Genomic DNA, 18,607 nt, shown 5'->3' on the forward strand with positions numbered 1-18,607 from the left:
TCTCAAGGAAGAGGACCATGACCAAGGACAGCACCATCACCCCTGCCGAGGCCGGCAAGGACTGGTTCACCACCTACACCGTGTTCGCCCGCCCGCAGGGCGAGCCCGGCTGGCTGGGACTGGAGGGCCGCGACGCGAAGAAGGCCGCCAAGGAGTTCGACGAGGCCGTCGCGCGGGTGGCCCAGACCGGCGTGACCGTGCGCGGCGTCTACGACGTCTCGGGCATGCGCGAGGCCGGCGACGTCATGGTGTGGATGTACGGCCAGGTGCCCGAGGACCTGCAGGCCGCCATCCGCGAGCTGCGCCGCACCCGTCTGCTCGAGGGCACCACGATGGTGCTCTCGGCCATGGGCGCCGATCGCATGGCCGAGTTCAACAAGGACCACGTCCCCGCCTTCGCCATGGGCCGCAAGGCCCTGAAGTGGCTGTGCTTCTACCCGTTCGTGCGCTCGTACGACTGGTACCTGCTGGACCCGAAGGAGCGGGCCCGCATGCTCCGCGAGCACGGCCAGCTCGGCCAGGACTTCCCGCAGGTGTGGGCGAACACCACCAGCGCGTTCGGCCTGAACGACTGGGAGTGGCTGCTGGGCCTCGAGGCGGACGAGCTGACGGACCTGGTGGACATGATGCGCCACCTGCGCAACAACGAGACCCGCCTGCACGTGCGCAGCGAGGTGCCGTTCTACACCGGACGCCGTCTGGAGACCGCCGAGATCGCGGAGGTGCTGGCCTGATGACCGCCGCCCCCGAGCCCCGCGCCGACGCGCCCGTCCACACCGGCCCGGACGCCGGCGTCGCCCCGGCCCTCCGGACGCCCGAGAAGGCCGCCGCCGGCGTCGACTACGACGTGTGCGGCGTGATGGCCCCCAAGGACTACGACGCCCTGCTGCTCGCCTCCTTCGGCGGGCCCGAGGGCCAGGACGACGTGATCCCGTTCCTGCGCAACGTCACGCGCGGGCGCGGCATCCCGGACGAGCGCCTCGAGGAGGTCGCCACCCACTACCGCGCCAACGGCGGCGTCAGCCCCATCAACGCGCAGAACCGCGCGCTGAAGGCGGCCATCGAGGCCGAGCTGGCCGCCCGCGGCCTGGACCTGCCCGTGTACTGGGGCAACCGCAACTGGGAGCCCTACTTCCCGGACACCCTCGCGCGGATGCACGCCGACGGGCACCGCCGCATCCTGACGGTCACCACCTCCGCGTACTCCTGCTACTCCTCGTGCCGCCAGTACCGCGAGGACATGGGCATGGCCATGGAGCAGACCGGCCTGACCGGGAAGGTCGACCTGGACAAGACGCGCCAGTACTTCAACCACCCCGGCTTCATCGAGCCGTTCCGGGACGGCCTGCGCGCGGACCTGGCCTCGCTGCGCGCGGAGCTGGGGGACGACGCGCGGATCCACGTGCTCTTCGCGACCCACTCGATCCCCACCTCCGACGCCGCCGCCGCCGGCCCGCGCGGCCTCGCCGCAGACCTGCGCGCGCAGGCGGGGGCAGAGCCGGGCGACGAGGGTGCGGACGTGTACTCGGCGCAGCACCTCGACGTGGCCCGCGAGATCCTCGCCGGCGTGCCCGAGGCCGCGGACGTGCCGTGGTCGCTCGTGTACCAGTCGCGCTCCGGCCCGCCCTCGGTGCCGTGGCTCGAGCCGGACATCAACGACGCGATGGAGCACCTCGCGGGCGAGGGCGCCGAGACGGACGCGCAGGGGCGCGCCGTGGCGGGCTTCGTCGTCGTGCCGCTGGGCTTCGTCTCGGACCACATGGAGGTGGTCTGGGACCTCGACACCGAGGCCAAGGAGACCGCCGAGGGGCTGGGCGTGGGGTTCCGTCGCAGCCCCACCCCGGGCACCGACCCGCGGTTCGTGGCCGGGCTCGTGGACATCGTCGAGGAGCGGCTGGGCCGGCGCGAGGGCCGCGCCGCGGCCGGCTGCTTCCCGGCCTGGTACGACGTGTGCCGGCCGGACTGCTGCGCCAAGGTGATGCGGGACGGCTCGACGCGGCCGACGACGTCCGCGGTCGACGCCGCCGTGCGCGGGCTGGCCGAGCACGAGGCGGGCGCCGCGGCCCCCGCCGAGGAGGCCTGAGACCGTGACCCCCCTGCGCATCGGCACCCGGGGCTCCGCCCTGGCGACCACGCAGACCACCCACGTGGCGGAGGCGCTCACGGAGCGCTCCGGCCTGGCCCACGAGCTGGTGGTGGTCCGCACCGAGGGCGACGTCACCACCGGCTCGCTGGCCTCGCTGGGCGGCACCGGCGTGTTCGCCTCGGCGCTGCGGGCCGCCGTGCTCGACGGCGTCGTGGACGCGGCCGTGCACTCGCTCAAGGACCTGCCGGCCGTCCAGCCGGAGACCCTCGAGATCGCCGCGGTGCCGGCCCGGGCCGACCTGCGGGACGCCCTGTGCGCCCGCGACGGCCTCACCCTGGCGACCCTGCCCGAGGGCGCCCGGGTGGGCACGGGCTCGCCGCGCCGCGTGGCCCAGCTCAAGGCGCTGCGCCCGGATCTGGAGCTGGTGGACATCCGCGGCAACGTGCAGACCCGCCTGGCCCGCGTGCCCGGGCTGGAGCAACACGACGACCACGCCCCGGCCGCCGCGGGTTCGCCCCGCGGTGACCTCGACGCCGTGATCCTGGCCTGTGCCGGGCTCGACCGGCTCGGCCTGGACCACGTGATCACCGAGCGGATCGACCCGGAGGTCATGGTGCCCGCCCCCGGGCAGGGCGCCCTGGCCGTGGAGATCCGGGCCGAGGACGAGTCCTTCCTCGGTCGGGCGCTCCTGGACCCCGAGGCGCCGGTCGGGAGGCTGCACGCCGCCCTCGAGCTGGTCGACGATCGGGACACCCACGTGGCGGTCACCGCCGAGCGGGCCCTGCTGCGCCGCCTCGAGGCCGGCTGCGCCGCGCCGATCGGGGCCGTGGCCCGCGTGACCGAGGGCGAGGCCGGCGCGCCGCGCATCGAGATGACCGCGATGGTGGCCGCCCTCGACGGCTCGCGCGTGCTGCGCCGGACTTCGTCCGTGCAGCTCGACCCGGTGCCGGCCGACGTGGCCGGCGACCCGGCGGCCGCCGACGAGTGGCTCGAGGACACCCTGTTCGTGGCCGCGGAGGCACTCGGCGTGCACGTGGCCGAGCAGTTCGTGGCCGAGGGCGCCGACCTGCTGCCCGGCACGGTGCGCGGGGTGGACCGGGGCGACGGCGCCCCGCGGCCCGACGACCCGGCCTGAGATGCGCGTCCTGCTCACCCGCCAGCCGGCCCAGACCGGCGACCTCGAGACCGGCCTCGCCGGCGCCGAGGTGGCGGGGCGGCGGCTGCGGGTCGGCTTCCTGCCGCTGACCGACTTCGCGCTGCCCGACGACGACGGCCCCCTGCGCGCGCTGCTCGCGGACTGGGCGGGGGCCGACGGTGATGCGGCCGGGCCGGTGCGCTCGGACGGGTCCCGCTGGCTCGTGCTGACGAGCCCCAACACCGTGCGCGCACTCAGGGCCGTCAGCTGGGACGGCCATGTCCCGGCGGGCGCGCGGATCGCGGTCACCGGACCGGGCACGGCACGGGTGCTGACCGAGGCGGGCTGCGACGCGGCGCCGTGGCTGCCGCCCGAGGACCGCTCCGCCGAGGGCCTGATCGCCGGACTCGCCGCCCTGCATCCCCGCGGCGCCCGCGCGTGGCTGCCCCAGTCCGATCGGGCCCGGCCCCGCCTCGCCGACGGCCTGCGCGCGGCGGGCTGGGACGTGCGGACCGGGCTCGCCTACCGGACGGTGCCGTATCCGGCGCAGGCCGGCAGGCGGCTGCTCGACGGGGCGGCGGACGAGGGTCGGGGGGACGTCGTGACGCCCGCGCGGCTGGCCGAGGTCGCGGCGGGGACCGCCGTGGTGCTCACCAGCTCGTCCGCGGCGGAGGAGTTCGTGGCCGCGGGGCTGACGCCGCTGGTGGGGGAGCAGGTGCGGCTCGTGGCGATCGGCGCGCCGACCCGGGACACGTGCGCGCGGCGGGGTCTGCCCCTGCTCGGGACGGCCCCCACGCCGGATGCGGCCGGAGTGTTGGCCGTGCTGCGCGCTGCGGCCTGAGCCGCCCGGCCGCACTCGGGGCCCGGCTCAGTCGGGGCGGTCGCCGTCCGGGTCGGTCGCGTCGTCCTCCGTCGGCGCCGGGCCGGCGTCGTGCTTCTCGTCCTGCGGCACGCCGGTGGCGGCGGCCATGATGTCCACCCGCGGGCCGCGCAGGATGGCGACCGAGACGTTGGTGAAGCCCGTGTTGGCGAGCAGCTCCGAGGCCTCCTCGTCCGTCAGGTCGTACGCGTGCGCGAGCATGCGCACGTTCTCCGTGTAGAAGGCGTGCAGGCGGTCGACGCCGCGCAGGAAGCCCAGAGTGTTCCCCATGGCGGGGAGCCTACCGGGCGGGCGTGGTGGCCGGGTGGCCGGCGGGTGAACGGCCGGTGGACCGGCCCGCCGGCCACGGGGGACGACGGGCCGTGCCGCTCAGCCCTCGGCGCGGCGGCTGCGGCGGCGGACCAGCGAGACCTCCATGGTGCGGCCCTCGGTGCGGGTGCGCAGGTACGGCTGGTCCTCCACGAGGGTGGAGAGCTTGGAGTGCCCGAAGTCGCGCGGGTCGAAGTCCACGTGGGTGCGGCTCAGGTGCTGGCCGATCAGGGACAGCGTGGCCCAGCCGTCGTCGGTGCTCGTGGCGTTGACGGCCTTGGTGAGCGCGGCCTGCAGGTCGATGCGCGGGGCGGCGTCGGCCTCGTCGTGCTCGGGCTCGGCCTCGACCGGCACCTCGGGCGGGGTCGGGTCCTCGGTGACGTCCGACGACGACGCACGGCGGCCTCGACGGCCGGCTCCGGACTTCGCCTCCGGGGCCTTCCCGTCCTTGCCGGCGGCGTCCCCGGCGGGTGCCGCGTCGGCGGTGGGGGCCTCGGCGTCCGCGACGTCCGCGTCCGTGGCCTCGGGGGTGTCGGTGGCGTCGGTGGTCTTGGACCCGCGACCGCGGCCTCGACCGCCGCGGCGGGAGCCCGAGCGGCCGGAGCCCTCGGACGCCTTGGCGTTCTCCTCCTTAGCGGGAGCGTCCTCGCCGGTCTCGTCGTCGTCGACGTCGTGGTCCGTGGCGGTGCCGAGCAGCTCGAGGTAGATGAACTGGTCCACGGCGTTGCGCAGCGAGGCGGGGGTCTTGCGGGCGCCCAGGCCGATCACGCGCTTGCCGCCCTCGCGCAGGCGGGTGGCCAGGCGCGTGAAGTCGGAGTCGGAGGAGACGAGGGCGAACGCGTCCACGTTGCCCATCCAGAGCAGGTCCATCGCGTCGATGATGAGCGCGGAGTCCGAGGAGTTCTTGCCCACGGTGTAGGCGAACTGCTGGACCGGCTGGATCGCGTGGTGGTTCAGCGCCTTCTTCCAGCCGTTGAGGTTGGTCGTGGTCCAGTCGCCGTACGCGCGCTTGATCGTGGGGGTGCCGTAGGTGGCGAGCTCCTCGAGGATCAGGGGGGCGAACTTGGGGGAGACGTTGTCGCTGTCCATCAGGACGGCGATGCGCAGGGATGCGGGGGTGGGTTCGGGCATGTGTCCCACCCTAGTCGGCGGCGGTGCGCCCGTGGCCGGCGGTGACCGGGGTCGCCTCCCGCTCGCCCCGGCGCGGGCGGGGCCGCGAGGCGGCGGCCACCGTGCCGACGACCAGCCCGACGAGCGCCGGGACCACCCAGCCGAAGCCGACCGCGTAGCCGGGCAGCACCCGGCCGGCCAGGCCCGTCAGGGCGGTGACGGGCGGCGTCGTCGCGAGCGCCTCCGGCAGGGCGCCCAGCAGGTCGAAGAAGGCGGCGAGCCCCGTGCAGGCGACCGCCCAGCGGGCCACCGCCGGGCGGTCCCGCACCCAGGCCCAGGCGAGACCGAGCAGGATGACGACGACGGCGATCGGGTAGAGGAACATCAGCACCGGGACGGACCAGGCGATGATCGCCTCCAGGCCCAGGTTGGCGAGCGCGAAGGACACCACGAGGAAGAGGCTCGCCCACAGCCGGTAGGACCCGGGGAACATCTCCGCGAACATCTCGGCGCACGCCACGATCAGCCCGATGCAGGTCTTCAGGCACGCGACGACGACGATGGCCGCGATGAGGTACGCGCCCGCCGTGCCGAAGAAGTGGCTCGCGGTGCGGGCGAGGACGTCGCCGCCGTTCGCGGCCTGCGCGAACGCGCCGTGGCTCGTGGCGCCGACGTACGCCAGCGAGGCGTAGACCACCGCCATCGCCGCACCGCCGAGCAGCCCCGCCTTGCCCAGCTCCACCGCCATGCGGCGCGGGCCCGTCACGCCCAGGCGCCGGGCGGCGTCGACGATCACGACCGCGAAGGCGAGCGAGGCGAGCGCGTCCATCGTGGTGTAGCCGTCCAGCAGGCCCCGCACGAGCGCCCCGTCGGCGTAGGCGGGGGCGGGCGAGGGCAGGGCGCCCGTGCTCATCGGGGCGACGACGGCGGCCGCCACCAGGGCGCCGAGCAGGACCAGGAACGCCGGGGTCAGGTACCGCCCCACCCACTCCATGAGCCGGCCCGGACGGAACGCCGCGACCGCGGCGACCGCGAAGAACGCCGCGGTGAAGCCGAGCAGCCGCAGGCCGCCGTCGCCCGCCAGGGGCGCGACGCCGATCTCATAGGACACCGTGGCGGTGCGGGGGATGGCGAAGAGGGGGCCGATCGTCAGGTACAGCAGGCACGTGAACGCCACGGCGAAGCGCCGGGAGACGGGCGCCGTCATCTCACGGACCGAGCGCGCCCCCGTCACCGCCGAGGCGACGATGCCCAGGACCGGCAGCCCCACCGCCGTGACGAGGAAGCCGAGCGTGGCCGGCGTGACCGCGGCGCCCGCGTCCCGGCCCAGGCCGGCGGGGAAGATCAGGTTGCCGGCGCCGAAGAACAGGCCGAACACGAGCGAGGCCAGCAGCAGGGTCTGGCCGGGGCGCAGGCGCGGGGGCATCACGGGCCTCTCGACGGCGGACGGGGCGCCACGACTGTACCCGGCGCGCGGGCTCGTGGAGCGGCCCGTGGGGCGGCGGTGCCACGCCCGGGGAGCGGTCAGCCTCCGCGCCTAGACTGGACGGGTCCCCGAACCAGGAGCGTGTGACCCCGCCATGTCCTTCCCGCTGCACCGTCCCCGGCGTCTGCGCCGGTCCGCCGCGATGCGCCGCCTCGTCGCCGAGACGCGCCTGCACCCCGCCGAGCTGATCTTGCCGGCCTTCATCAAGGAGGGCGCCGCCGAGCCCGTGCCGATCGTCTCGATGCCGGGCGTCGTGCAGCACACCGCGGACTCGCTCAAGGCCGCCGCGGCCGAGGCCGCCGAGCTGGGCCTGGGCGGCATCATGCTGTTCGGCGTGCCGGCCACGCGCGACGCCGTCGGCAGCGCCGCCCTGGACCCGGACGGCGTCCTGAACCAGGCCATCCGGGACGTGAAGGCGGAGGTGGGGGACGGGCTCGTCGTGATGTCCGACCTGTGCCTGGACGAGTTCACCGACCACGGCCACTGCGGCGTGCTCACCGCCGAGGGCGCCGTGGACAACGACGCGACGCTGGAGATCTACGCCCGGATGGGCGTCGCGCAGGCCGAGGCCGGTGCGGACGTGCTCGGCCCCTCCGGGATGATGGACGGCCAGGTCCGCGTGATCCGGGAGGCCCTCGAGGGCGCCGGCCACCACGAGACCGCGATCCTCGCCTACGCCGCGAAGTACTCCTCGGCGTTCTACGGGCCGTTCCGCGACGCCGTCGACTCCCAGCTCACGGGCGACCGCAAGACCTACCAGATGGACGCCGCCAACCGGAGCGAGGCCCTGCGCGAGGTCGCCCTCGACCTCGAGGAGGGCGCGGACATGGTGATGGTCAAGCCCGCGATGAGCTACCTGGACATCGTGCGCGACGTGGCGGACATGGCGGACGTGCCCGTCTCCGCGTACCAGATCTCGGGGGAATACGCGATGATCGAGGCCGCCGCCGCGCACGGCTGGATCGACCGGAAGGCCTCGATCGTCGAGTCCGTGCTCTCCATCCGGCGCGCCGGCGCCGACTCCGTGCTCACCTACTGGGCGGCCGAGCTCGGCCGCTGGATGAAGGAGGGGTCCCTGTGACCGCGTCCCAGCCGACCACCAACGCCGCCGCCTTCGCCGCGGCCCAGGCCGTGATCCCCGGCGGCGTCGACTCGCCCGTGCGCGCCTTCGGCTCGGTGGGCGGCACGCCCCGGTTCATGGCCGGCGCACGCGGCCCGTACCTGACGGACGTCGAGGGCAACGAGTACGTGGACCTGGTCTGCTCGTGGGGCCCCATGCTGCTGGGCCACCAGCACCCCGAGGTCGTCGAGGCCGTCCACGCCGCCGTGGACCGCGGCCTCGGCTTCGGCACCTCCACGCTGGAGGAGACCGCGCTGGCCGAGCTGATCGCCTCCAAGGTCCCGGTCGAGCGCGTGCGCTTCGTGTCCACCGGCACCGAGGCCACCATGACGGCCCTGCGCCTGGCCCGCGGCGTGACCGGCCGCAACCTGATCGTGAAGTTCGCCGGCTGCTACCACGGCCACTCGGACGGCCTGCTGGCCGCGGCCGGCTCGGGCGTGGCGACCGCCGCCCTGCCCGGCTCCGCGGGCGTCACCGAGGCCGCCGCCTCCGAGACCCTCGTGGTGGACTACAACGACCGCGCCGCCGTCGAGGCCGTGTTCGCCGAGCACGGCGAGCGCATCGCCGCGCTCATCACGGAGGCCGTGCCCTGCAACATGGGTGTCGTGGAGCCCGCCGAGGGCTTCAACGCGTTCCTGCGCGAGATCACCCGCCGCCACGGCGCGCTGCTGATCTGGGACGAGGTGCTCACCGGCTTCCGCGCCACCGCCACGGGCGGCTGGGGCCTGTCCGGGCAGCCCGAGGGCTGGACCCCGGACATCTGGTGCTTCGGCAAGGTGATCGGCGGCGGCATGCCCGCGGCCGCCCTCGGCGGCTCCGCCGAGATCATGGACCACCTGGCCCCGCTCGGTCCGGTGTACCAGGCCGGCACCCTCTCCGGGAATCCGGTGGCCATGGCCGCCGGCCACGCCACGCTCTCCCGCGCCGACGAGGCCGTCTACGCGGCCGTGACACGCGCCTCGGACGCCGTGCGCGAGGGCCTCGTGGCCGCCCTGGACGCCGAGGGCGTGGACCACTCGATCCAGCGGGCCGGCACCCTGTTCTCCCTGGCGTTCGGCACCTCCGGAACCGGCGTGCGGGACTACCGGGACGCCCAGGGCCAGGAGGTCTTCCGCTACGCCCCGTTCTTCCAGTCGATGCTGGCCTCCGGCGTGTACTTGCCGCCGTCCGTGTTCGAGGCCTGGTTCGTCTCCGCCGCCCACGACGACGCGGCGGTCACCCGGGTGCTCGACGCGCTGCCGGCCGCGGCGAAGGCGGCCGCGGCGGCGACGCCCCAGGGCTGAGACCCGGGTGCGGGTCGGGGCCGGGTGCTCAGCGCTCGGCCTCGACCGGCCAGTGGCGCGAGACGGTGGCCTGCGGGTCCTTGCGCCGCAGGTACTGCTCGAAGCTCTCCGCCTGCTCGGCCTTCCAGCGGACCTGCCGCTCGTGCAGCTCCGCCGGCGCCATGCGCAGCTGCTCGTACTGGGCGGCCAGGGCGTCGGCCACCTGGACGGCGGCGAGGGCGTCCGCCGCGGAGGTGTGCGCGTTCTCCAGGGTCACCCCGTAGTGCTCGGACACCGCCGAGAGCGTGCGCTTGCCCTTGCGGAACCGGTCCACCTGCTTGTCCAGCACGAACGGGTCGATCACGGGGCGGGCCTCGAGCGGCGTCAGCCCGTGGCGGCGCGCCTCCCGGTCCATCACCGTGAAGTCGTACACGCCGTTGAACGCCACCACGGGGATGCCCGCGGCGAACAGGTCCCGCAGGGTCTCGGTGATCTCCGCGACGCCCTGCGCGGCGGGCATGCCCTCCGCCTGCGCCCGCTCCGTGGTGACGCCGTGGACCTCGGCCGCCTCGGCGGGGATGGGCACGCCCGGGTCCACGAGCCACTCGGCCGACGACGCGGCGCGGCCGTGCTCGTCCACCATCACCAGGGTGGCGGTCACGATCAGCGCGGTGCGCGGATCACGTCCGGTGGTCTCGAGGTCGAAGCCGGCGCGGATGCTCTCATGCCAAGTCACGCGCCTCACGCTACCCGGACCGGCAGACACGACAGGATGGGGTCGTGACCGATCACCCTGTGCTCCCCGGCGTTCGCCACCGCGACGACGGACCGCTCACCCTCGGCGAGGGGCTCGAGGCGCTCGCCCGTCTGGTCCCGCCCGGACACGCCGTCAGCTACGGGGGGCTGGCCGGCCTGCTGGGGGTCGGCGGCCCGCGGCAGGCCGGCCGGGCGATGGCCGAATCGAGCCCCGGCACGCCCTGGTGGCGCGTGGTCCGGGCCGACGGCTCGCTGCCTCCGGAGCTGGCCGCGCGGGCCGCCGTCGAGCACGAGCGGGAGGGCACGCCCCGCACCCCGGACGGGCGCGTGGACCTGCACCGGGCCCGCTGGGAGCCCGACGACGGCGCCGCGCGGGCGATCCGTGCGATCGCCGACCGTATCGTGTCCGGGCCCGGTGCGAGGATGAGGCCATGACCAGGGAACACGGGGTGGACCCCGTCGACGACGACGCGGCGGCGCCGGAGCCGGCCGCCCGGCTGGTGCGCACGGCCGCCGCGCCCGAGGACCGGATCACGCTGACGGACGAGCAGGAGGCGATCGCCTCGCTCGCCCCCGGGCACGGCGCCGTGCTCGTGCTGGGCGCCCCCGGCACGGGGCGCACCACCGTGGCGGTCGAGTACGCGGCCCGCCGGATCGAGGCGGGGCTGGACCCCGAGTCCCTCCTGCTGCTGGCCCCGAGCCGGGACGCGGCGGCGCGGCTGCGCGACGCCCTGACCCGCCGGCTCGCCTCCGCCGGGCGGGGCACCCGCGCCGTCACTCCCGTGCGGACCTGGTCCTCCTACGCGTTCGACCTGCTGCGCCGCGCCCGCGTCACGGGACCGCTGCGGCATCTGGAGGCCGCCCCCCGGCTGCTCACCGGTGCCGAGCAGGACACGGTGATCGCCGAGCTGCTCGACGGCTACGCCGCCGGCCTCGCCGCCGCGCCGGACTGGCCGGCCGACGTCGCCCCCGCCGTGGAGACGAGGGGATTCCGCCGTGAGGTCCGCGAGCTCGTGGACCGCATGAGCGAGCTCGGCCTCGAGCCGGGCCGTCTGCAGGAGCTCGGCACCGCCCACGGGCGCCCCGAGTGGGAGGCCGCTGCCGTGCTGCTGCAGGACTACCGGGACCGGATCGACCTGGGCATGGCCGAGGCGTTCGACGCCGCCGGGCTGCTGTCCGCCGCCGTCCGCGTGCTCACCGAGCGGCATCCCGAGGACCCGGAGCGCGACGCCGCGGCGCAGGCGTTCGTGGCGGAGGAGCGGGACCGCCTGGCCGTGCTCGTGGTCGAGGACCTCCACGAGGCCACCCCCGCCGTGCACGACCTGCTCAGCGTGCTCGGCCGCGGGCGGGACGTGCTGCTCACCGCGTCGCCGGACACCACCGTGGAGGGCTTCCGCGGCGCCCGGCCCGACCTCCTCGCCCGGTACCCCGGGGTCCTCGACCCCGATCCCGTGCCGGGGGCCGCCCCGCCCGCGTCCCCGGACGGACGCGTCCGGGTGCTGACGCGCGGGCACCGCATGCGCGCCGAGGTCCAGGACGCCTACCTGCGCGTGGCCCGCCGGGTCCGCCAGCGCACCGCCGGCGTCGAACGGACCCGCACCGAGACCGTCCCGGCGGACGGCGACGGCGCCGTCCGGGCGCACGTCGTGCCCACCCGCGCCCACGAGGACCAGCTCGTCCTCGAACGGGTGCTGCGGGTCCACCACGAGGACGGGGTGCCCCTGGACCGGATCCTCGTGGTCGCCCGCTCCGGCTCCCGTGTGGCCGCGCTCGCCCGTCACCTGGAGGCCGAGGGCGTCCCCGTGCTGCGGGACGCCGCCGGGCTCGTGCTGAAGGAGGAGCCCGCCGTCGCGCCCCTGCTCACGCTGCTGGACGCGGCGGGGGCGCTCGCGGAGGATCCGGAGGCCCGGGTCGAGGACGTGCTCGACCCGGACGAGGTCGTGGGACTGCTCACCGGCCGGTACGGGATGGCCAGCGCGCTGCACGTGCGGCGGCTGCGCCAGGACCTGCTGGCCGCCGAGCGGGACCGGGGCGGCCGGTGCACCTCGGACGCGCTGCTCGCCGCGGCCCTCCTGGACCCGAGCCTGGCCGGCCCCGAGCACGAGCGGCACCGCGCCCTGCGCCGCGTCCACTGGATGCTCCGGGACGGCCTGGAGGCCGCCCGCGCCCCCTCGGCCTCGCCCGAGACCGTGCTGTGGGCGCTGTGGTCCGCCTCCGGTCGGGCCGAGCGGTGGCGTTCGCTCGCGCTGCGGCCCGCCGAGCACGCGAACGACCGCCGCGAGTCCCGCCGGGCGGACGCGGACCTCGACGCCGTCGTCGCCCTGTTCAAGGTGGCCGAGCGCTTCGTGAACCAGTTCCCGGGCGCGTCTCCCGAGTCGTTCGCCGTCTACATGGAGTCCCAGGACCTGCCCGTGGACACCCTGGCCCGCCGGGCCGAGTCCGGTGACGCCGTGCACGTGCGCACCCCCGCCGCGGCGGCCGGCCAGGAGTGGGACACGGTGATCGTCGTGGGCCTGCAGGAGGGCGTGTGGCCGAACACCCGGCTGCGCGGCCAGCTGCTCGGCGCCACCGACCTCGTGGACCTCGTGACCCTGCCCGCGGACGCCCCGTGGCCCACGGACCACCGCACCCGGCTGCGCGAGGTCCGCCAGGACGAGCTGCGCATGCTCGCGGCCGCCGTCTCCCGGGCACGGCGCCAGGTGGTCGCCACGGCCGTGCGCTCGCCGGATGAGGGCCCCTCCGACTTCCTCGACCTGGTGGACCCGCCCGAACGGCTGCCCGCCGAGGCGCGCGACGCCGCCGGCGTCCGGCGGCTCACCGCGGTCCCCGACCCGATCACGGCACCCGCGCTCGTCGGCCGGCTGCGCCGCGTCCTGGAGGCCGGGGATGAGGCGGACGCGGCCGACGGGGCGACACCCCGGGCGGCGGCGGCCGCCGGCCTGGCGGCCCTCGCCGAGGACGGCGTGACCGTCGCGGACCCCCGACGCTGGTGGGGCCTGCTGCCGCTGTCCACCGAGGCCGCGCTCGTCGACCCGGAGCACGAGGTCGTCGCGCTCTCGCCCTCCCGCGTGGAGACGGCCCTGCGCAATCCGCTGAACTGGGTGCTGTACCACGTCGGCGCGAACGCGGGCGGGACCCTCGCCCAGTCCGTGGGCACGCTCGTGCACTCGGTGGCCGAACACCATCCCGAGGGCGTGCCCGAGGACGTGCGTGCCGAACTGGAGCGCCGCCTGCCCGAACTCGGCCTGCCGGAGGGCTGGATCACGGAGATCGAGCACGACCGGGCCCGCGGCCTGGTGGACGCCTACATCGGCTACTGGAGCATCGCCCGGGCGGCCGGGCGTCGGCCCGTGGCCCAGGAGGTGCGGCTCCTCGCGGACCTGACCTGGGGCGGGACCACCGTCCGGATCACCGGCGTCGTGGACCGGCTCGAGGCGGACGCGCAGGGCCGACCCTTCATCGCCGACCTCAAGACCGGCCGCAGCGCGCCCACCGGTGCGGAGATGGCGCGCCAGCCCCAGCTGGCCGCCTATCAGGTGGCCGTCCGCGCCGGCGGTCTGGAGCAGGTCCGGGACGACCCCGCCACCGACCCCGCCCTGCGCGCCGCGCTCGCCGGCCTGGAGCGGCCCGCGACGCCGGCCGGCGCGGCCCTCGTCCAGCTCGGCGCCGGCACCCAGAAGACCAAGGTGCAGGACCAGCCGGCCCTCGAGGACGAGGACACCTGGGCGCTCGAGCAGGTGTTCACGGCGGCCCGTCGCACCACGGGGCCGCGCTTCCTCGCCCTCCACGAGGCCGGCGCCCGTCGGTGCGCGCTGCCCTCCGTCTGTCCGCTCTGCTCCGAAGGAAGGCAGGTCACCGAATGGCCCCGCTGACCGGCGATCCCGCCGCCCCGACCGATCGTCCGCGCGTCGAGGACGCGGTCCACTCCCCGGAGGACATCGCGGCGCGGCTGCGGCTGCCCCCGCCCACGCAGGAGCAGACCGAGGTGGTCACCGCCCCGCTCACTCCGCGCCTGGTGCTGGCCGGCGCCGGATCCGGCAAGACCGCCACCATGGCCGACCGCGTGGTCTGGCTCGTGGCCAACGGGCTCGTGCGCCCGGACGAGGTCCTCGGCGTCACGTTCACCCGGAAGGCGGCCGGTGAGCTCGCCGAGCGGATCAACGGGCGCGTGGACGCCCTGCTGCGCTCCGGCCTCGAGATCCCCGGCTTCGACGGGGAGCCCGAGGACCTGGGCCGCGCCTCGGTGTCCACGTACCACTCCTACGCCGGCGCGCTCGTCAGGGACCACGGTCTGCGGATCGGCGTGGAACCGGAGGCGCGGCTGCTGGGGGGCGCGGACGCCCACCGGCTCATGGGCGCCGTCGTGCGTTCGCATCCGGTGGTCGCGGACACCCTCGGCGTGGCCCCGTCCCGGCTCATCACGCAGGCGTTGCGGCTGGCCGGGGACATGGCCGAGCACCTGGTGACCGCGGACGAGGTGCGCGGGTTCCTCGCCCGGCTGGCCGAGCAGGGGAGCGCCCTGCCGCTGCCCCCGCGCGCCAAGACCCCCTCGAAGGAGATCCAGGAGTTCCTGACCGGCCTGGCGGACCGCGCCCTCATGGCGGACCTCGTGGCCCGCTATGACGAGGTCAAGCGCGAGCAGGACGTCATGGACTTCGGCGACCTGCTGCGCCACGCGGCGCGCATCGCCGTCGAGGTGCCGGCGGCCGGCGAGCAGGAGCGCGCGCGGTTCCCCGTGGTGCTGCTGGACGAGTTCCAGGACACCTCCCACGCCCAGATGCGGATCTTCGCCGGGCTGTTCGGCCCGCGCGGCCCCGAGGACGACGCGCCCGGGCTGGGGCACTGCGTCACCGCGGTGGGCGACCCCCACCAGTCGATCTACGGCTTCCGCGGCGCCTCCGCCGGACAGCTCTTCGCCTTCCCGCACGCCTTCCCCCGGTTGGAGACCGGCCCCGGCGGCGCCTCACGGCGTGTGAACGCGGACGTCTCGCACCTGACGATCGCGTGGCGCAACGAGGAGTCGATCCTGGCGGTCGCCAACGCCGTCGCCGCACCGCTGAACGCCCACGCCGCCGCGGCGGGCGGCGCGCCGGTGGAGGTGCGCACCCTGCGACCCCGGCCGGGCGCGGGGGAGGGCGTCGTCCGGGTGGACCGGTTCGTCACCGCGGAGGAGGAAGCCGCCGACGTCGTCGCCCGCCTCGGCGCCCTCACCGGGGCCGGGCCCGGGGGGACCACCCCGAGCCGCGCCGTCCTGTGCCGCACCCGCGCCCAGTTCGGCCCCGTGCTGGACGCGCTCGACGCCGCCGGCCTGCCCTACGAGGTGCTCGGACTCTCCGGGCTGCTGGCGCTGCCGGAGGTCGCCGAGGTGCTCGCCGTCCTCCACGTGCTGGCCGACCCGACGCGCAGCGACCAGCTCGTCCGCCTGCTCACCGGCCCGCGCTGGCGCATCGGCGTGGCCGACCTCGAGGTGCTCCAGGAGCGCGCCCGGTTCGTCTCGCGGCTGCGGGCCCGGCGGGCCGCCGGTGGGCGGGAGGACCCCGCCGGGGCCGCCCCGGACGCGGCCCCGGCCCGGGACGTGAGCCCCGAGGAGGACGCCGACGCCGCCGCCCTGCTGGAGGCCCTCGACTCCCTGCCCGGGGAGGGGACGGACTGGGTCGGCTCCCGCGGCCGCGGCTTCTCACCCGAGGGCCTGGCCCGACTGAGGGCCGTCAACGCGGAGCTGCGCCGGCTCTCCACGCGCACCGGGGAGGACCCGGCCGACCTCATCGCGGAGGTGATCCGTGAGACGGGGCTGGACGTCGAGGTGGCCCTGCGGCCCGGCGTCTCCGCGGCCGCGGCCCGGCGGCACCTGAACGCGTTCCAGGACGCGGCCCGCGACTTCGGCGCCGGCACCACGGCGACGGACCTGACGGCGTTCCTGGCCTGGACGGAGTCCGTCCTCGAGCACGAGGACGGCCTCGGCGTCGAGAACGCCGAACCCACCCCCGGCCTGGTCCAGGTGCTCACCGCGCACGCCTCGAAGGGGCTCGAGTGGGACGTCGTCGCGGTCCCCGGCCTGCAGGAGGGCACGTTCCCGTCCACGCGGGCGGACCGCTGGACCAGCCCCCGGGCCGGCGCACTGCCATGGCCCCTGCGCGGGGACCGAGCGTCGCTGCCGCAGTGGGACGGGTCGTGGGCGCAGGACCAGCGGGACTGGGTCCAGTCGGCCGGCACCGGATACAGCTCGAAGGCGGCCCAGGAGGGCAACCCGGACCCCTATGCCGTGGCCGTGGCCGCCCACGCCGAGCGCGAGGAGCGGCGCCTGGCCTACGTCGCGTACACGCGCGCGCGATCCGCCCTGTGGCTGAGCACCTCCCTGTTCAAGGGCGTCAACAAGGAGCCCCTGCCGGCCTCGGCCTTCCTCGAGGAGGTGGCCGGTCTGGCGGGGGAGGTGCCCGGCGTCGCGCTCGGCCCCGCCCCGGCCGAGGACGACCTGCCCGAGGCCAACCCCGCCGCGGGCCGGACGCTGGTCGCCCGCTGGCCCTTCGACCCGCTCGACGGCCCGGAGGCCTTCGTCGCCGACCCGGAGGACCCCGAGGACGAGGAACGCTGGCAGCCGCTGCCGCACCGCTCCCGGGCCCGCCGGCACGGGGTGGAGGCGGCCGCCGCGGCCGTGCACGCCGCGGACCCGGAGGCGCTCGGGGACGACCCGGAGCTGGCCCGCCAGGTGGACTGGGTGCTGCTGCGCCGCCGGGACGTCGCCGGGACGGGCGGGGAGACCGCCCTGCCCGAGCACGTCTCCGTGTCCCTCTACGGCGAGCTCGCCGCCGACCCGCAGGCCGTGGCCGAGCAGCTGCGCCGGCCCCTGCCCCGGCCGCCCGCGCATGCGGCGCGGCGCGGCACGGCGTTCCACGCGTGGCTCGAGGAGCGCTTCGGGGCCACCGGCATGCTGGACATCGACTCGGCCGAGGACGCCGCGGACCTGTGGGTCGACGAGGCCCTCGACCTCGGCCCGATGCAGGAGTGGTTCCGCTCCTCGCGCTGGGCGGAGCGCACCCCGGCCTTCGTCGAGGCCCCGGTCGAGACGACGGTCGGCGGAATCACGCTGCGCGGCCGGGTCGACGCGATCTACCGCTCCGGCGGCGACCCCCGCCTGCCCTTCGACCCCGAGGCCGACTGGGAGCTCGTCGACTGGAAGACCGGCGCCGTGCCGCGGGGCCGCGACCTCGAGCTCAAGTCGCTGCAGCTGGCCGTCTACCGGCTCGCCTGGTCACGGCTGCACGGGATCCCGCTGGAACGGATCGGGGCCAGCTTCGTGTACGTGGCCCACGGGCAGGAGCGCTCCTTCCCGGACCTGCCGGGGGAGGAGGAGCTCGAGCGTCACATCACGGACGCCCTGGCCCGCCGTTGATCGGCCGCACCACCTCGACGGCGGGCACCGGCCCCGTCTGCGGGTCCGCGCTCCTCGCGGCCTCCCGGGCGTCCTCCGCCGCATCCCGGGCGTCCTCGGCGGCCGCGTCGGCCTCCGCCTGGCGCGCGGCCGCCTCCTGCGCGGCGCGCACGTCGCCCGCGAGCTCGGCCAGCATGGCCTCCGCCTCGGCGACCATCCCCGCGTCGTGCCGGTCCAGGCCCCGCGTGAGCCACTGGGCGAGGGCGAACTCGGCGAGCAGCGCCGCACGGCGCATCAGGTGCGCGTCGCCGTCGTCGGCGGCCCCCGCGTCGGCGCGCCGGGCCGCGTAGGCGTCGAGGACACGGTCGGCCAGGTCCGGGTCCGTGGCGGCGGCCAGCCAGGCGACGTCGTCGGCCGGGTCGCCCACGTGCAGGTCCGTCCAGCCCGTCACGCCCACCACGCGGCCGCGCTCGAGGAGCAGGTTGTCCTCGTGCAGGTCACCGTGCACGGGCACCGGGGTGAACCGCCACAGGGCCTCCTCCTCCATGGCCTCCTCCCAGCGGCGCAGCAGCAGGGGCGGCACGCGGCCGGAGGTGGCCGCCTGGTCGAGGGCGTGGAGGTGACGCTGCCGGATCTGCTCCGCCGTGTAGGAGGGCAGGTCCGCGTGGTCCACGACGTCCGAGGGCAGCGTGTGGATCGCGGCCAGCACGCGGCCCACGTCCTGCACCGCGGGCTCGCCGAGCCGGGCCAGTTCGTCCAGGGTGACGGGACGCCCGGGCATGTCCTGGTAGACGAAGGTGCGCAGCCCCTCGAGCCGCACCGCGCCCGCCACGGAGGGCGTGCGGAACGGCAGGCCGGCGCGCACCGCCGGGGTCAGGCCCGCCAGCACCTGCAGCTCCGTCTCGAGACGGATGCCCGCCTCCGGGGTGCGGGGCGAGCGGACGCGCCACCGCTGGCCCTCACCGTCCACGACGACGGCGGTCGAGAAGTCCGCGGGGTCGTCCGGGCTCGCCTCCACGGAGACGGGGGCGAGGCCGGGGACGGCCGCGGCGGCCAGGGCTGCGAGACGAAGGGGCTGACGATCCACCCCTCCA

The 18,607-nt window shown here is 76.1% G+C and carries 14 protein-coding genes; 9 read left to right on the forward strand and 5 right to left on the reverse strand.

Annotation, left to right across the window (positions count from 1 at the left end; genetic code table 11):
* Nucleotides 1-17: 17 nt before the first annotated feature.
* The 4 genes from hemQ to ACUXPL_RS02810 are packed head-to-tail and all read left to right on the forward strand — an operon-like array spanning nt 18 to nt 4,062.
* Nucleotides 18-734: a hydrogen peroxide-dependent heme synthase gene (hemQ, locus tag ACUXPL_RS02795; RefSeq protein ID WP_454181778.1), complete on the forward strand. Its 717-nt coding sequence runs from the start codon at nt 18-20 to the stop codon at nt 732-734.
* Nucleotides 734-2,083 carry a ferrochelatase gene (locus tag ACUXPL_RS02800; protein ID WP_061867024.1) on the forward strand — a complete coding sequence of 450 codons (1,350 nt, stop codon included), beginning with the start codon at nt 734-736 and terminating at the stop codon, nt 2,081-2,083. The genes hemQ and ACUXPL_RS02800 overlap by 1 nt, the downstream gene beginning before the upstream one ends.
* A 4-nt stretch (nt 2,084-2,087) precedes the next feature.
* Entirely contained in the window at nt 2,088-3,221 is a 1,134-nt protein-coding gene (gene hemC, locus ACUXPL_RS02805) for a hydroxymethylbilane synthase (protein ID WP_454181780.1), read from the forward strand.
* Between the two features lies 1 nt (nt 3,222).
* On the forward strand, nt 3,223-4,062 hold the full coding sequence (locus ACUXPL_RS02810; RefSeq protein WP_454181782.1) for a uroporphyrinogen-III synthase: 840 nt from the start codon (nt 3,223-3,225) through the stop codon (nt 4,060-4,062).
* A gap of 27 nt (nt 4,063-4,089) precedes the next feature.
* On the opposite strand, the gene ACUXPL_RS02815 is transcribed toward ACUXPL_RS02810, so the two are convergent.
* From ACUXPL_RS02815 to brnQ, 3 genes are all read right to left on the reverse strand, one after another.
* Complete coding sequence (locus tag ACUXPL_RS02815; RefSeq protein ID WP_002854949.1) at nt 4,090-4,371, reverse strand: hypothetical protein; 282 nt, start codon at nt 4,369-4,371, stop codon at nt 4,090-4,092.
* A 99-nt stretch (nt 4,372-4,470) separates the two neighbouring features.
* Nucleotides 4,471-5,541, reverse strand: coding sequence for an NYN domain-containing protein (locus ACUXPL_RS02820; protein WP_454181784.1), 1,071 nt, complete (start codon nt 5,539-5,541; stop codon nt 4,471-4,473).
* Between the two features lie 10 nt (nt 5,542-5,551).
* A complete protein-coding gene (gene brnQ / locus ACUXPL_RS02825; protein ID WP_454181786.1) occupies nt 5,552-6,946 on the reverse strand; it encodes a branched-chain amino acid transport system II carrier protein in 1,395 nt (464 codons plus the stop codon).
* 154 nt (nt 6,947-7,100) lie between these two features.
* Here brnQ and hemB point away from each other — a divergent pair, with 154 nt between their 5' ends.
* Nucleotides 7,101-8,087 (forward strand): porphobilinogen synthase, encoded by a 987-nt coding sequence (hemB, locus tag ACUXPL_RS02830; RefSeq protein WP_454181788.1) that lies wholly within the window; start codon nt 7,101-7,103, stop codon nt 8,085-8,087.
* Nucleotides 8,084-9,409, forward strand: coding sequence for a glutamate-1-semialdehyde 2,1-aminomutase (gene hemL / locus ACUXPL_RS02835; RefSeq protein WP_036381097.1), 1,326 nt, complete (start codon nt 8,084-8,086; stop codon nt 9,407-9,409). Before hemB ends, hemL begins: the two co-directional genes overlap by 4 nt.
* A gap of 28 nt (nt 9,410-9,437) precedes the next feature.
* On the opposite strand, the gene ACUXPL_RS02840 is transcribed toward hemL, so the two are convergent.
* A complete protein-coding gene (locus ACUXPL_RS02840) occupies nt 9,438-10,124 on the reverse strand; it encodes an exonuclease domain-containing protein (protein WP_454181790.1) in 687 nt (228 codons plus the stop codon).
* A 44-nt stretch (nt 10,125-10,168) separates the two neighbouring features.
* Here ACUXPL_RS02840 and ACUXPL_RS02845 point away from each other — a divergent pair, with 44 nt between their 5' ends.
* The 3 genes from ACUXPL_RS02845 to ACUXPL_RS02855 are packed head-to-tail and all read left to right on the forward strand — an operon-like array spanning nt 10,169 to nt 17,534.
* A complete protein-coding gene (locus ACUXPL_RS02845) occupies nt 10,169-10,579 on the forward strand; it encodes an MGMT family protein (protein WP_454181792.1) in 411 nt (136 codons plus the stop codon).
* Nucleotides 10,576-14,016, forward strand: coding sequence for an ATP-dependent helicase (locus ACUXPL_RS02850; RefSeq protein WP_454181794.1), 3,441 nt, complete (start codon nt 10,576-10,578; stop codon nt 14,014-14,016). Before ACUXPL_RS02845 ends, ACUXPL_RS02850 begins: the two co-directional genes overlap by 4 nt.
* Complete coding sequence (locus ACUXPL_RS02855) at nt 14,004-17,534, forward strand: ATP-dependent helicase (RefSeq protein WP_454181796.1); 3,531 nt, start codon at nt 14,004-14,006, stop codon at nt 17,532-17,534. Before ACUXPL_RS02850 ends, ACUXPL_RS02855 begins: the two co-directional genes overlap by 13 nt.
* On the opposite strand, the gene ACUXPL_RS02860 is transcribed toward ACUXPL_RS02855, so the two are convergent.
* On the reverse strand, nt 17,509-18,600 hold the full coding sequence (locus ACUXPL_RS02860; RefSeq protein WP_454181799.1) for a macrolide 2'-phosphotransferase: 1,092 nt from the start codon (nt 18,598-18,600) through the stop codon (nt 17,509-17,511). The genes ACUXPL_RS02855 and ACUXPL_RS02860 overlap by 26 nt on opposite strands.
* Nucleotides 18,601-18,607 lie beyond the last annotated feature (7 nt).

This window comes from Micrococcus sp. 140720015-1 (assembly GCF_053627595.1).

Bases quoted from the DNA above. Each gene is read 5' to 3' on its own strand.
- hemQ (WP_454181778.1), top strand. From the start codon at position 18: ATGACCAAGGACAGCACCATCACCCCTGCCGAGGCCGGCAAGGACTGG.
- ACUXPL_RS02800 (WP_061867024.1), top strand. From the start codon at position 734: ATGACCGCCGCCCCCGAGCCCCGCGCCGACGCGCCCGTCCACACCGGC.
- ACUXPL_RS02810 (WP_454181782.1), top strand. From the start codon at position 3,223: ATGCGCGTCCTGCTCACCCGCCAGCCGGCCCAGACCGGCGACCTCGAG.
- ACUXPL_RS02815 (WP_002854949.1), bottom strand. From the start codon at position 4,371: ATGGGGAACACTCTGGGCTTCCTGCGCGGCGTCGACCGCCTGCACGCC.
- ACUXPL_RS02820 (WP_454181784.1), bottom strand. From the start codon at position 5,541: ATGCCCGAACCCACCCCCGCATCCCTGCGCATCGCCGTCCTGATGGAC.
- brnQ (WP_454181786.1), bottom strand. From the start codon at position 6,946: ATGCCCCCGCGCCTGCGCCCCGGCCAGACCCTGCTGCTGGCCTCGCTC.
- hemB (WP_454181788.1), top strand. From the start codon at position 7,101: ATGTCCTTCCCGCTGCACCGTCCCCGGCGTCTGCGCCGGTCCGCCGCG.
- ACUXPL_RS02850 (WP_454181794.1), top strand. From the start codon at position 10,576: ATGACCAGGGAACACGGGGTGGACCCCGTCGACGACGACGCGGCGGCG.
- ACUXPL_RS02855 (WP_454181796.1), top strand. From the start codon at position 14,004: ATGGCCCCGCTGACCGGCGATCCCGCCGCCCCGACCGATCGTCCGCGC.